This is a genomic window from Myxococcus sp. AM011, from assembly GCF_013372595.1.
Lineage (GTDB): Bacteria > Myxococcota > Myxococcia > Myxococcales > Myxococcaceae > Myxococcus > Myxococcus eversor.
This window is the reverse complement of sequence record NZ_JABXEM010000324.1, coordinates 1-11715: the sequence shown is the minus strand read 5'-3', so window position 1 is coordinate 11715 and position 11715 is coordinate 1. Positions and strand designations below refer to the sequence as shown.

The following is an 11715-nucleotide window of genomic DNA, read 5'->3' as shown; positions in this document are numbered from 1 at the left end:
GCCGGTGGTGGGGATTGGAGGGGTGGGGCTCGAGAACGTGGCCTCCGTCGCGGCGACGGGCGTGCACGGCGCGGCGGTGGTGTCGGACGTCCTGCTCGCTCAGGACATCGCCGAGCGGGTGCGCCTGCTGACGGGCGCGTTTGAACGGGGCCGTGTGGGGGGGTAGGGTCGACCGACGGACTCCCCCATGAACAATCATCCGCGTCACCATGGCCAGCCGCCCCGGCGGCCCAACATCGGCATCACCCCGGACTGGAGCCAGCCCGAGGATCAGCCCTTCGCGCGGTACGAGCTGAAGGTGCCCTACGCGGACGCGGTGCTGCGCGCGGGGGGCCTTCCCTTCGTGCTGCCGTACGCGGACGACCCCACGTGCGTGGACGCGTATCTGGACCGCGTGTCGGGGCTGCTCGTCACCGGCGGCGCCTTCGACATTCCTCCCGAAGCTTATGGCGAGACGGCTCGCGAGGGACTGGGCGCGCTGAAGGAAGGGCGCACCGCGTTCGAGGCGGCGCTGATGCGCGGCGCGCTCAAGCGCAACATGCCGGTGCTGGGCGTGTGTGGCGGCATGCAGCTGCTCAACGTGGTGCTGGGTGGCACGCTGTTCCAGGATATCGGTCGTGAGGTGCAGGGCGCTCGTGAGCACGAGCAGAAGCATGACCGCACGCAGCCGCAGCATCCGGTGGAAGTGCGCAGCGGCTCGTTGCTGGCGGAGGCGGTGGGGCACGGCCAGCTCATGGTGAACTCCACGCATCACCAGGCGGTGAGGAGTCCCGGGCGCGAGGTGAGCATCTGCGCGATGGCGCCGGATGGCGTGGTGGAGGCGATTGAATCCACCGCGCATGTCTTCGCCGTGGGCGTGCAGTGGCACCCCGAGTACATGGCGACGACGATTCCCGTGCACGTGGGGCTGTACAAGTCCTTCATCCAGAAAGCGCGAGAGCACCGGCGGTGATTCCTCGCGTCGTCCTGTTGGCGGGGCTCGAGCCCACGGGAAGAGCGGGGCTGCTGGCGGATGTGGCGGCGGTGCGTGCGCGCGGGGGGCAGCCGGTGGCGGTGCCCCTGGCGCAGACGGCGCAGGGACTCGCCACCTTCTCCTGGGTGGCCTCTCCGCCGCGTGTTGTCCGCGCGCAGTTGGTCGCCGCGCGCGAGCTGGGAGATGTCCACGCGGTGAAGTGGGGCATGGTGCCGGGCCTCGCGCAGTTGGAGGCCGCGAGCGCCGCGCTGGCCGGGACGCGGGCGTGGTGGGTGGTGGACCCGGTGGTGCGGACGTCGCGCGGGCAGCTGTTGTCCCGCCTGTCCGCCCGGCGCTACCTGTCGCTCGCCGGTCCGCGCGTCGTGCTCACTCCGAACCTGGATGAGGCGGGGTGGCTCTTGGGCAGGCCCGTGCCGGATACGGTGGTGGCGGCGCGTGAGGCTGCAATCGCGCTGGTGGCGAGGGGCTTCGGCGCGGTGCTGGTGAAGGGCGGGCACCTGCCGGATGCGCAGGGACTGGCGGACGTACTGGCCACGCCGGAGGGCGTCCGCGTCCTGAAGGGCCAGCGATTGGAGCGGGCTCCCGAGCGTCGTGGCACCGGATGTCGTCTGGCCTCCGCGCTGGCGACGGAGCTGGGGCGGGGACTCACGCTGGAGGCGGCGACGCGCGCGGCCCGGGCGCTCGTGGCGCGCTACCTGCGCACGGGCGTGGAGTAGGGCGGCGACGGCGCGCCGCACCGGCCCAAGCCACCCGCCATACGCGGCTCTTCAAGGGTCCCTTGGCCGTGGACCGCTTCGCTCGAGGCCGCGCCCGTGAGGGCTGCCTGTGCAGGTTCGAAGCGGCGACTCCATGCGAACGCACGGAGCCCCGAGTCCAGCGAGCGACGCGCTGGACTCCCGCGCTACTCGCCTCGGCTGCGGCTCTCGAAGCGGGTGTATTCCGAGAGGAACACGAGGTCGACGGAGCCGATGGGGCCGTTGCGCTGCTTGGCGACGATGAGCTCCACGGGGATGACGGTGCTCGCGGGCGCCTGCGGATTGCCGTCGGGGCCTTCTTCCGTCTCCTCGCGGTGGATGAACATCACCACGTCGGCGTCCTGCTCGATGGAGCCCGACTCACGAAGGTCCGACAGCATGGGCTTGCCGCCCTTGCGCTCCTCCACCTTACGGTTGAGCTGACTGAGCGCGATGATGGGGACCTCCAGCTCCTTGGCGAGCTGCTTGAGCGCGCGGGAGATTTCGGCGACCTCCAACTGACGGCTCTCCACCTTGCCCTTCTGGTGCATGAGCTGGAGGTAGTCGATGACCAGCAGCGACAGCCGGGGGTCCTTCTGCTTCACGCGGCGCGCCTTGGCGCGCAGGTCGAACGGGGACAGGCCACCCGAGTCGTCGATGTAGATGGGCGCGTTGTAGAGCGCGCCCGCCATCTCCTGGAACTTCTCTTCATCGTGCGGCGAGAGGCGACCGCCGCGCAGCTTCTTCATGTCCACGCGCGCGGTGGACGCGAGCAGACGCATCAGGAGCTGGTCCGCGGGCATTTCCAGGCTGAAGATGCCGACGGCCTTGTTCTCCTTCAGCGCCGCGTGCACCGCGATGTTCATCGCGAAGGACGTCTTGCCGATGCCGGGACGGGCCGCGAGGATGATGAGCTCGCCGGCGTGCAGACCCGTCAGCTGGTTGTCCAGGTCGATGTAGCCGGTGGACAGGCCGGTGATGCCCGTCGCCGCCGCCTTCATCTTGTCGAGCAGATCCAGCGTCTGCTCCATCAGCTCACTGACGGGCCGCAGGTCTCCTTCGCGCTTCTTCTCCGCGAGGAGGAACACCTTGCGCTCGGCCTCGTCGAGCAACACCTCCAGCTCGCCCGTCTCCTGGCTGGCGAGGTCCTGGATTTCGCGGCCGACGTGCGCCAGCCGGCGTCGCAGCGCCTGGTCCTTGACGATGTTCGCGTACTGGACGGCGTTGGAGGCCAGCGGCACCACCTGGTCCAACCGCATCAGGTACGCGGGACCGCCCACGGCGACCAACTGCCCGAGGACCTTCAGCTCCTCGGACAACGTCAGGTGGTCGACCTGCTGCTGCTTTCCGTCCAGGCGAATCATCGCCGCGAAAATCTGCGCGTGTGCTGGGCTGGAGAAGTCGTCCGCGTGGACCACTTCGCCTACGGCGGAGATGAGCGAGTTGTCCGCGAGCACGGCGCCGAGCACTGCACGCTCGGCGGCCAGGTCCTCGTGGACCTTTCGCCCATCTCTGAGGTCGAGGGAGTTCTCCATGTCTGCCCGCCCACTCTACAGGCGGCACTGACATGGCAGAAATTATCCGCCACAGACCTGTAGCGGCGGGTGGGGGGAGGAAGGTGGACCTACCCGCAGTCAGCCTTCCATGCCCCAGCGCTGGAGGAATGCTTCACGCCACGTACGGCTGAGCACCACCGTGGTGCCGTTCTTCAGGACCAGAATTCCATCGCCGTGGCTCCACGGCTCCAGCTTCGCCACCGCGTCCAGGTTGATGATGTCGCCGCGGTGGACGCGAACGAAGCGCTCCGGGTCCAACCGCTCCTCCAGCGCGCGCAGGCTCTGTCGCACCAGGTGCTCCGCCTGGGCCGTGTACACGCGCACGTACTTGTCCTCGGAGGACAGGCGCCACACGTGCTCCAGGCGCAGGGGCATCCACGCCTCGCCCGCCTTCACCACCAGCCGCTCCAGCGTCTTGCGAGGCGTCGTCGCGGCCACCTCCCGCAGCAGGGCCTGGAGCCTGGTGGCCTCCGAGCCTCCCCCGAGCAGCAGCGCATGCGCCTTGTCCAGCGCGCGGGCGAACCGCTCGCCGTCGTAGGGCTTGAGCAGGTAGTCCACCGCGTGGGCCTCGAAGGCCCGCAGCGCGAAGCCGTCGTACGCGGTGGAGAAGATGACGGAGGGGCCTGGCCCCGGGCCCAACGCCTCCAGCACCTCGAAGCCCGTCAGGCCGGGCATCTGCACGTCGAGGACGACGAGGTCCGGCTTCAGCGATTCGATGCGCGCGAGCGCCTCGGTTCCATCCGCCGCCTCGCCCACCAGCGTGAAGCGCGCCTCGCCCTCCAACAGCCGCCGCACCTTGGCTCGGGCGGGCGACTCGTCATCCACGGCCAGCACGCGGAAGGTCGTCACGGGTGCGCTCCCCGAGGCAGGGTCAGCGACACGCGCGCGCCACCCTCGGGCCCCTGTCCCTTCTCCAGCCGGGCCCGCCCTCCATGCAGGAGCGCGAGGATCTGCTCCAGGTGCGCCAACCCCACGCCCGTCCCGGTGGCGGGGGATTCCGCGCCGAAGCCCCGGCCCGTGTCCTCGACCTCCAGCCGCCACGTGTCCGCCGTCTCGTGGGCGCGGATTCGCACCTCCAGCGGCTCCACGCGGTCCTGGTTGTGCTTCACCGCGTTCTCCACCAGCGTCTGCAGCGCGAAGCAGGGCACGCGCGCCGAGTCCAGGCCCGGCGCCACGCTCCAGTTCACCGCGAGCCGCTCGCCGAAGCGCGCCGACAGGAGTCCCACGAAGCGCGCGGTGTGCGTGCGCTCCTCGGCCAGCGTCCACGTGGGCTCCGCGCGCTCCAGGCTGGCGCGCAGCACGTGGCCCAAATCACTGAGCAGCCGGTCCGTGCGCTCCAGGTCCTCGTACATGACGGAGCTGATGGTGTGCAGCGAGTTGAAGAGGAAGTGTGGGTGGAGCTGGCCCGTGAGGGACTGGAGCTGCGCCGACCGCAGCTCTCCCTCCAGCTCCGCTGCGCGCAGCGCCCGCTCATGCTGATTCCTCCAGGCCACGAAGAGGCTGATGAAGGTGACGGCGAGCCCGTAGACAATCAGGTCCTTCGACACCTCCATGGGCAGGCGGAAGGCCATCGGTCCGTACTCGTACTCGCCCCAGCCCAGCAGCGAGTAGAGCGGGTAGCGGACTCCCAGCATCACGACGATGTGAACGGAGGTGTAGAGCGCGAAGCCCACCGTGTGCAGCCCGAGGAACCGCGCCCACCCGGCGGCGCGCGGGGACGGGGCATTCAGCGCCGCGGTCAGGATGATGGGCAGCGCCGCCCAGGCCGAAAGCGCACCGGTGAGCTCCCAGGCGAAGGCGCGCGAGGCGGGGAGCCTGTCGAAGCCGTTGGCGAGCTGGTCCAACCTCACCGCCGCGCCGTACGACACGCCCACGACGAGGCAGAAGGCGAACACCCCGAGCGCCGGGCGCAACCGGAAGCGGGGCCAGCGCCAGGGCAGGGGCGAGGGCACTTCGAAGGCAGGCGTCGGGAGGGTGTCGGCCATGGGCGCTCCGTCACGCAGTATGCCCGGTGGGCACGTCCTGGAGCTTCACTTCGGGACGAGACACCACACGGGCCTTCAACCCGAAGAACGGCCTCAACCAGGGCAGGCGGGCCACCAGCTCGCTCAGGGCCCAGCTGATGAGGAACGTCGTGACGAGCACGCAGCCGAAGAGGCTCCACGGCCCCACGGGCAGCCGCAGCATCGCGAAGCCCACGACGACGATGACCGTCTGGTGGAGGATGTAGAACGGGTACGACAGCTCCTGCGCGTGCTTCACCCACCGGCTCCCGGTTCGCACGCACCGTCGCGCCCAGCCCAGCGCGGTCAGGATGAAGAGCCACTGGGCCGACGCGCCCCCGAGCACCTCGGGCACCAGGTCGAACTCGCTCTCCGGCATCATGATGGCGAAGAGGACGGCCGAAATCCCCAGCATCCACCACCGGCGCTCGACCAGGACGTCCCAGACCCTGGGCACGCGGCCGAGCAGGTGGCCCATGAGGAAGAGCAGGCCGTAGTGGCCAAAGGTCCTCGGGTCGTCGAGGAGCGCGTGCGTCTGCGGGAAGCGGTGCAGCAGCACGTCGTTGATGAAGAGCGGGACGAACAGCCACCCGAGATTCACGCCCCGGCACAGCCAGGCCTCGACCTTCGCGAGCCACGCCTGCCCGCGCCCTGTCGCCAGCGCCCAGAAGAGCGGCAGCGCGAGCAGGCAGTAGACGAAGAGGTAGACGACGAACCACAGGTGATGCCAGCTCAGGCTGCCCGCGGGGTAGGGCACGAAGCCGAAGACGGACGGATAGAAGTCCGCGTAGCTGCCCTGGAACCGCCCCCGGAACACGCGCTCCACGTAGATTTGAGGCGGCACGATGACCAACATGCCGAACACCACCGGCAGCAGCAGTCGCCGCGTCCTGTCGTGCGCGAAGTCACGCAGCGAGCGCCGCCGCAGCGCCAGCGCCGTGCCCACGCCGGAGATGACCATCAAGAGCGGCATGCGCACGTGGTGCAGCACCTCCATCGTCGGCTCCAGCGCCGGCAGCAGCGAGGGCGCCTTGATGTGCCAGTCCCACCGGTTGAACATCATCCCGGTGTGGAACAGGTGCAGCACGAGGATGGCGACGACGCGGAGCCAGTCCAGGTCAAGACGGTGGGCATCAACGGGGGACGACAGCGGGGCGGGTGCGGTGGGCGTGCTCATGGGCGAGCCTCCTGTGCCTCACGGATACCCACCCGCCTGAAACGCCTCCACGCCCGTGTCGTAGGACGGACCGGCCACGGCGCGAACCGGACGCGCCCGGCGCGAGCGCGAGGCCCGCCAAACGAAAAGGCCGCCCGGGTTGCCCCGGACGGCCTTCTCGAGACCACGATGAGGTGGAGTCGCTTGCCGTTACTCGGCGGCGACTTCGACCTTGATCTTCGCCACCACGTCACGGTGGAGGCGCAGCTCGACTTCGTAGTGGCCAATCGACTTGATGGGGTCGGCCAGGTGGATGGCGCGACGGTCCACCGTCTGCCCCTGGGCCGCCACGGCCTCGGCGATGTCCAGCGCGGTGACGGAGCCGAACAGCTTGTCCTGATCTCCGACCTTGCGCTTGATGACGACCTTGATGGAGCCGACCTTCTTCGCCTGCTCCTCCGCGGCGCCCTTCAGCTTGGCATTGCGGGCGGTGATGACCGCCTTCTCGTGATCGAGCTGACGCAGGTTCTGCTCGCTCGCCAGAACCGCCTTCTTGCGCGGCAGCAGGTAGTTACGGCCGAAGCCGTCCTTCACGGTGACGAGCTCCCCGGACTTGCCGAGGTTCTCGATGTCCTCTCGCAGAATGAGCTTCATGTTCAGTCTCCTGAGCGGACCCGGCGGTTAGCCGACCACCGCGTTGTAGGGGAGCAGGGCGATGCCGCGCGCGCGCTTGATGGCCGTCGCCACCTCACGCTGGTGCTTCGCGCAGTTGCCGGAGATGCGGCGGGGAATGATCTTGCCGCGCTCGGTGACGAAGTACTTCAGCGTCGCCTGGTCCTTGAAGTCCACCGACGCGTTCTTCTCCGCGCAGAAGCGGCAGACCTTCTTGCGGCCGAAGCCACGGCCACCGCCGCGCTTCTCGTCATCGCCGCCCATGCCACCGCGGTCGCCACGGTCTCCACCGCGATCGCCGCCACGGTCTCCACCGCGATCACCGCGAGGTCCGCCGCCGCCGCCGAAACCGCCACTGCGGCCGCCCGACGAGCCGCCCGTCTTGCTTTCCGTTCCGTTGCTCATGAACTTTCTCGTTTCCTGAATAGGTCCCTAGAGAATGTCCCAGGCGGCGCTCAGGCCTCCTCGGACGACTCCTCCTCCGCCTCGCCCACGGACTCCTCGGCCACGTCGCCTCGGAATCCACCACCCTCGCGCGGCTCGGGAGCGCCCGGACGGGTCTCCTCCACGTCGCCGGCGAGCTTCAGGTCCTCGAGGACCGGACGCGTCTCGGGGTCCACCTCATCCGCCAGCTTCACGGAGATGTAGCGGGTGACCTCATCGAGGTTCTTCAGGTTGCGCTCAATCTCCGCCACCAGACCCGAGCTGCCCAGGTAGCTGGCGTGCACGTAGATGGCGCGGGGCTGCTTCGCGATGGGGAACAGGGTCTTCTTCTTGCCCCACACCGTGAAGCGAAGGACCTTGCCACCCTCGCGGGAGACGATTCCACGGACGCGCTCCTTGAGCTTGTCCACGTTGTCGTCGGTCAGGTCCGGCTTGACCAGGAAGATGGTCTCGTACTCACGAAGCCGCTTGGCGGCCTGCGTCTCTGCCATGTTTTCTCTCCCCTTGGGGTCGAGTGCCCCCCGGACAATCCGAGGAGCGGGGAAACGGCGAATGGCCCCATGGCCACCACCGGGAACGGGAAACCGCGCGCCCGTCACCCTCGCGCTACGTCCCGTGCACCAACACGGGAAGCTGTGAAAGAACATCCCACCGGATCAACCACCCCGGCGAGCGAACGGGCCTTCTAGGAGGGCCCCCCGGGCAAGTCAAGCTCCCGGAAGGCTCGCCTGTCCGCCCTCCAGGCCCCACGAGGGGGCCTCAGGCCTTCCGGTTGAAGCGGTTCATCGCCACCGACAGCCCCTCGCGCACCCAGCACTCCGTCATGTCCATGGCGCGGTCCATCAGTTCGTCCAACTGGCGGCGCTCCCCGTCGTCGAAGTTGGACAGGACATAACCGGCCACGCGCTCGCGGGCATTGGGGCCCTCCGGCTTGTCGATGCCGAAGCGCAGGCGGATGAACGCCTCCGAGCCCAGACTGGAGACGATGCTCTTCAGGCCGTTGTGGCCGCCGCTGCCGCCCCCTGCCTTGAGCTGCAGCCGGCCCAGGGGCAGATCCAGCTCGTCGTGGATGACGAGCACGTCTTCGGGGGGGACTTTGTAGAAGCGCGCCGCCTCGGCCACCGAGCGGCCCGACAGGTTCATGAAGGTCTGCGGCTCGACGAAGAGGATTTTCTCGCCCGCCAGGGTTCCCTGGCCCACCTTCGCGGCGAACTTCTCCTGGTTCAGCTCCGCGCGCGCCCGGGCCAGCAGCGCCTCCACCACCATGAATCCGATGTTGTGCCGGTGCCGCTCGTACTCGCGCCCCGGGTTGCCCAGCCCGCAGATGAGCTTCATGGGAGGCTCCAAAAAGAAACGGGGCCAGCCTCGGCGAGGCCAGCCCCGTGTCCAGGGTACACCGGAAGACGACTACTTCTTCGCGGGGGCCTTGGCAGCCGCCGCGGGGGCCGCCGCCTTGTCGCCAGCCTTCGCTGCGGGAGCCTTCGCTGCGGGAGCCGCCGCGGCCGGAGCCGCCGCCGCCGCCGCGGGAGCCACTTCGGCCGCCTCGGGCGCGGCGACGACCGCCACGGTGTAGTTGACGTTCGACTTCACCGACACGCCGGCCGGGAACTTCACGTCGTTGATGTGCAGCGCCTCGGCGATCTTCAGCGCCGTCACGTCCACCTCGATGCGCTCGGGGATGGCGTTCGGCAGCGCCCAGACCTGGATCTCACGGCGAATCTGGCTGAGCAGACCACCCTCGGCCACGCCCACCGACTTGCCGACGAGCACGAGCGGCACGTCCACCTTGACCTGCTCGTTCTCGCGCACGCCGATGAAGTCCACGTGCAGGATGTCCCGGGTGACCGGGTCCATCTGGTAGTCCTTCAGGAGGACCTGCTGGTCGCCACCGGCCAGCTTCAGCAGGATGACGGTGTTGAACTTATGCGGGGTGTTGATGGCCGCGCGCACGGCCTTCGGGTCCACCGAGATGTGCACGGGCGTCTTCAGGTGCTTGCCGTACACCACGGCGGGCACCACACCCTGGGCGCGCAGCTTGCGGGCAAAGCCCTTGCCAGAGCCTTCACGCGACTTCGCCTCGAGGGTGTTCTTGTTGTCGGACATGAAAATACCTTGGGAATGGATACCGCGGTGACCACCGGCCACCCTGGCGCCCTCGGCATCCCGCCCCAGTGGCGGGCCCCGAAGACGGCGCCGCGAAGGGGACCGTTGGAGGAGGCCGGACATGCCAGCCCCCGGCCAGGGAGTCAAGTCGCCCGGTGGCCGGGCGCTTTGCTTCTCAGACGAACAGCGAGCTGAGCGAGTCGGCCCGGTGGATGCGGGCAATGGCCTCGCCGAAGAGGCGCTCGGTGGTGAGCACGCGAATCTTCGAGCACGCCTGCGCCGCGGCCGACAGCGGCACGGTGTCCGTGAAGACGACCTCCTCGAGCACCGAGTCGGTGATTCGCTGGATGGCGGGCCCGGAGAGGATGGGGTGCACCGCGTAGGCGACCACGCGGCGGGCGCCCTTGGCCTTGAGCGCCGCGGCGGCCTGCGCGAGCGTGCCGGCGGTGTCCACCATGTCGTCCACCAGGACGGCGTCCTTGCCGGCCACGTCACCGATGAGGTTCATCACCTCGGAGGCGTTGGGGCGCGGACGGCGCTTGTCGATGATGGCCAGGCCCGTGTTCAGGCGCTTGGAGTAGGCGCGCGCGCGCTCCACGCCTCCCGCGTCCGGCGACACGATGACCAGCTCCTGCGACTCCGGGAAGCGCTTGCGCAGGTCCTCCAGGAACACCGGCGAGCCGTACAGGTGGTCCGAGGGGATGTTGAAGAAGCCCTGGATCTGCCCGGCGTGCATGTCCATGGAGACCACGCGCTCGGCGCCCGCCACTTCCAGCAGGTCCGCGACGAGCTTCGCCGTAATCGGCGTGCGCGGGGCGACCTTCCGGTCCTGCCGGGCATACCCGTAATACGGGATGACGGCGGTGATGGAGCTCGCGCTCGCCCGCTTCAGGGCGTCGCAGATGATGAGCATCTCCATCAGGTGGTCGTTGGTCGGCGGGCTCGTCGACTGGAGGATGAAGACGTCGTGGCCGCGGACGTTCTCTCCAATCTCGACGTGGATTTCACCGTCGGAGAAGCGCCCCACCTCCGCCTTGCCGAGCGGACGCTTGAGGTATTCGCAGATTCGGTGAGCCAGGCCGGGATTCGAGCTCCCGGCGAAGATCTTGAAGTCGCGCGGCTGCATGATGGGCCCGCTGACTAACCTGGACACGCGCGGATGTGAAGGACGTTAGTCGAGATCTGCTGGCATCGGACCGAGCATCCCTGCTTGCGCCTGATGGAGGTGCCGCTCGTACTCCATGAGAATGACACGCTCCATCTGGCTGCGTGTGTCCGCGTTGAGCGGGTGGGCTATATCCTTGTACGTCCCATCCTTGCGCTTCTTCGCCGGCATCGCGATGAACAGCCCCGAGGAGCCGTGGATGACCTTCAGGTCGCGAATGACGAAGCAGTGATCCAGGGTGATGGTGACGTACGCCTTGAGCTTGTCCTCTTCGACCGGAAACACCCGGACGTCGGTGATGTTCATGGTCCCCCCCCGAACCCGAAAGGTCGGAGCTGGCGGGAAGCCTGGGACATACCGGGTGCAAAATGCAAGGGTATGGTGAAGGAGAACCCTCACCATTGTTCCACTCGCTCACAGTCCAGTGAGATGGGAGGGACTACCCAAGGGCTCCTGGCCAGTGCATGACCAGGTGGGTCAGAAAAGCCAGATGGTAGACCACGATGATGCCGTAGACGACGGCGCCCGCTCGGATGGCGATGCGGCTGGCGCGCAGGCGCCGGTGCAAGCACAAGAGCCACAGGCCGGTGTTCACGATGAGCAGCTTGGCGAACATGAAGAAGAGCGGTGACTGCTCGTAGGCCAGACGCATGAGAGGGTTGAGCTCCTCCGCCACGCCCAATTGCAGGAAGAGCAGCGTGAAGAGCCCGTCCATCAGGTTGAGCATCAGCAACGCCACCGAGGCGGGCGACGCATAGAAGGAAGCCATTCCACCGCGGACCGCGCCCCGAACCTGCTCCATCGTCGTCGTCGCCACGCCCTGCCTCCCAGTCCCGACCTTCCGGAGGCGTTCCCTTTCAAGTGGCTTGCCAGCGCCCGGACGGGCCGAGGAAGGGCGGGCGCTGGCAA

At 68.5% G+C, this 11715-nt stretch carries 14 protein-coding genes and 1 pseudogene; 3 read left to right on the top strand and 12 right to left on the bottom strand.

The features are described from left to right. From HUW62_RS41560 to HUW62_RS41550, 3 genes and pseudogenes are all read left to right on the top strand, one after another. Positions 1-166 (top strand): annotated as a pseudogene (locus HUW62_RS41560) (thiamine phosphate synthase); the annotation flags it as partial. A gap of 21 nt (positions 167-187) precedes the next feature. Next, the gene (locus tag HUW62_RS41555; protein WP_176437572.1) at positions 188-952 is read left to right on the top strand and encodes a gamma-glutamyl-gamma-aminobutyrate hydrolase family protein; all 765 of its coding nucleotides are present in this window, start codon (positions 188-190) and stop codon (positions 950-952) included. After that, the gene (locus tag HUW62_RS41550; protein ID WP_163862031.1) at positions 949-1689 is read left to right on the top strand and encodes a bifunctional hydroxymethylpyrimidine kinase/phosphomethylpyrimidine kinase; all 741 of its coding nucleotides are present in this window, start codon (positions 949-951) and stop codon (positions 1687-1689) included. The genes HUW62_RS41555 and HUW62_RS41550 overlap by 4 nt, the downstream gene beginning before the upstream one ends. 185 nt (positions 1690-1874) lie before the next feature. On the opposite strand, the gene dnaB is transcribed toward HUW62_RS41550, so the two are convergent. The 12 genes from dnaB to HUW62_RS41490 form a co-directional block, all read right to left on the bottom strand. Next, positions 1875-3242 carry a replicative DNA helicase gene (gene dnaB / locus HUW62_RS41545; RefSeq protein ID WP_163862034.1) on the bottom strand — a complete coding sequence of 456 codons (1368 nt, stop codon included), beginning with the start codon at positions 3240-3242 and terminating at the stop codon, positions 1875-1877. A gap of 99 nt (positions 3243-3341) precedes the next feature. Next, entirely contained in the window at positions 3342-4112 is a 771-nt protein-coding gene (locus tag HUW62_RS41540; RefSeq protein WP_176437571.1) for a LytTR family DNA-binding domain-containing protein, read from the bottom strand. Continuing rightward, entirely contained in the window at positions 4109-5248 is a 1140-nt protein-coding gene (locus HUW62_RS41535; RefSeq protein ID WP_163862040.1) for a sensor histidine kinase, read from the bottom strand. The genes HUW62_RS41540 and HUW62_RS41535 overlap by 4 nt, the downstream gene beginning before the upstream one ends. A gap of 10 nt (positions 5249-5258) precedes the next feature. Beyond that, entirely contained in the window at positions 5259-6443 is a 1185-nt protein-coding gene (locus tag HUW62_RS41530) for an acyltransferase (protein WP_176437570.1), read from the bottom strand. 189 nt (positions 6444-6632) lie between these two features. Further along, complete coding sequence (gene rplI / locus HUW62_RS41525) at positions 6633-7076, bottom strand: 50S ribosomal protein L9 (RefSeq protein WP_163862045.1); 444 nt, start codon at positions 7074-7076, stop codon at positions 6633-6635. 27 nt (positions 7077-7103) lie between these two features. Further along, the gene (gene rpsR / locus HUW62_RS41520) at positions 7104-7499 is read right to left on the bottom strand and encodes a 30S ribosomal protein S18 (protein ID WP_163862048.1); all 396 of its coding nucleotides are present in this window, start codon (positions 7497-7499) and stop codon (positions 7104-7106) included. Between the two features lie 50 nt (positions 7500-7549). Further along, positions 7550-8029 (bottom strand): 30S ribosomal protein S6, encoded by a 480-nt coding sequence (gene rpsF, locus HUW62_RS41515; RefSeq protein ID WP_163862051.1) that lies wholly within the window; start codon positions 8027-8029, stop codon positions 7550-7552. Between the two features lie 268 nt (positions 8030-8297). After that, positions 8298-8873 (bottom strand): aminoacyl-tRNA hydrolase, encoded by a 576-nt coding sequence (gene pth / locus HUW62_RS41510; RefSeq protein ID WP_163862054.1) that lies wholly within the window; start codon positions 8871-8873, stop codon positions 8298-8300. A 72-nt stretch (positions 8874-8945) separates the two neighbouring features. Then, positions 8946-9641 carry a 50S ribosomal protein L25/general stress protein Ctc gene (locus HUW62_RS41505; protein WP_163862057.1) on the bottom strand — a complete coding sequence of 232 codons (696 nt, stop codon included), beginning with the start codon at positions 9639-9641 and terminating at the stop codon, positions 8946-8948. Positions 9642-9816: 175 nt separating this feature from the next. Then, the gene (locus tag HUW62_RS41500; protein ID WP_163862060.1) at positions 9817-10767 is read right to left on the bottom strand and encodes a ribose-phosphate pyrophosphokinase; all 951 of its coding nucleotides are present in this window, start codon (positions 10765-10767) and stop codon (positions 9817-9819) included. A 45-nt stretch (positions 10768-10812) separates the two neighbouring features. Next, positions 10813-11112, bottom strand: coding sequence for a septation regulator SpoVG (gene spoVG / locus HUW62_RS41495; protein ID WP_046715132.1), 300 nt, complete (start codon positions 11110-11112; stop codon positions 10813-10815). A 133-nt stretch (positions 11113-11245) separates the two neighbouring features. Further along, positions 11246-11608, bottom strand: a complete 363-nt coding sequence (locus tag HUW62_RS41490) for a DUF5658 family protein (protein WP_176437574.1) — start codon at positions 11606-11608, stop codon at positions 11246-11248. Positions 11609-11715 lie beyond the last annotated feature (107 nt).

Excerpts from the sequence above, each read along its gene's own strand:
- HUW62_RS41555 (WP_176437572.1), top strand. The coding sequence starts at position 188 with ATGAACAATCATCCGCGTCACCATGGCCAGCCGCCCCGGCGGCCCAAC.
- dnaB (WP_163862034.1), bottom strand. The coding sequence starts at position 3,242 with ATGGAGAACTCCCTCGACCTCAGAGATGGGCGAAAGGTCCACGAGGAC.
- HUW62_RS41535 (WP_163862040.1), bottom strand. The coding sequence starts at position 5,248 with ATGGCCGACACCCTCCCGACGCCTGCCTTCGAAGTGCCCTCGCCCCTG.
- HUW62_RS41530 (WP_176437570.1), bottom strand. The coding sequence starts at position 6,443 with ATGAGCACGCCCACCGCACCCGCCCCGCTGTCGTCCCCCGTTGATGCC.
- rplI (WP_163862045.1), bottom strand. The coding sequence starts at position 7,076 with ATGAAGCTCATTCTGCGAGAGGACATCGAGAACCTCGGCAAGTCCGGG.
- rpsR (WP_163862048.1), bottom strand. The coding sequence starts at position 7,499 with ATGAGCAACGGAACGGAAAGCAAGACGGGCGGCTCGTCGGGCGGCCGC.
- rpsF (WP_163862051.1), bottom strand. The coding sequence starts at position 8,029 with ATGGCAGAGACGCAGGCCGCCAAGCGGCTTCGTGAGTACGAGACCATC.
- pth (WP_163862054.1), bottom strand. The coding sequence starts at position 8,873 with ATGAAGCTCATCTGCGGGCTGGGCAACCCGGGGCGCGAGTACGAGCGG.
- HUW62_RS41505 (WP_163862057.1), bottom strand. The coding sequence starts at position 9,641 with ATGTCCGACAACAAGAACACCCTCGAGGCGAAGTCGCGTGAAGGCTCT.
- HUW62_RS41500 (WP_163862060.1), bottom strand. The coding sequence starts at position 10,767 with ATGCAGCCGCGCGACTTCAAGATCTTCGCCGGGAGCTCGAATCCCGGC.
- spoVG (WP_046715132.1), bottom strand. The coding sequence starts at position 11,112 with ATGAACATCACCGACGTCCGGGTGTTTCCGGTCGAAGAGGACAAGCTC.
- HUW62_RS41490 (WP_176437574.1), bottom strand. The coding sequence starts at position 11,608 with ATGGAGCAGGTTCGGGGCGCGGTCCGCGGTGGAATGGCTTCCTTCTAT.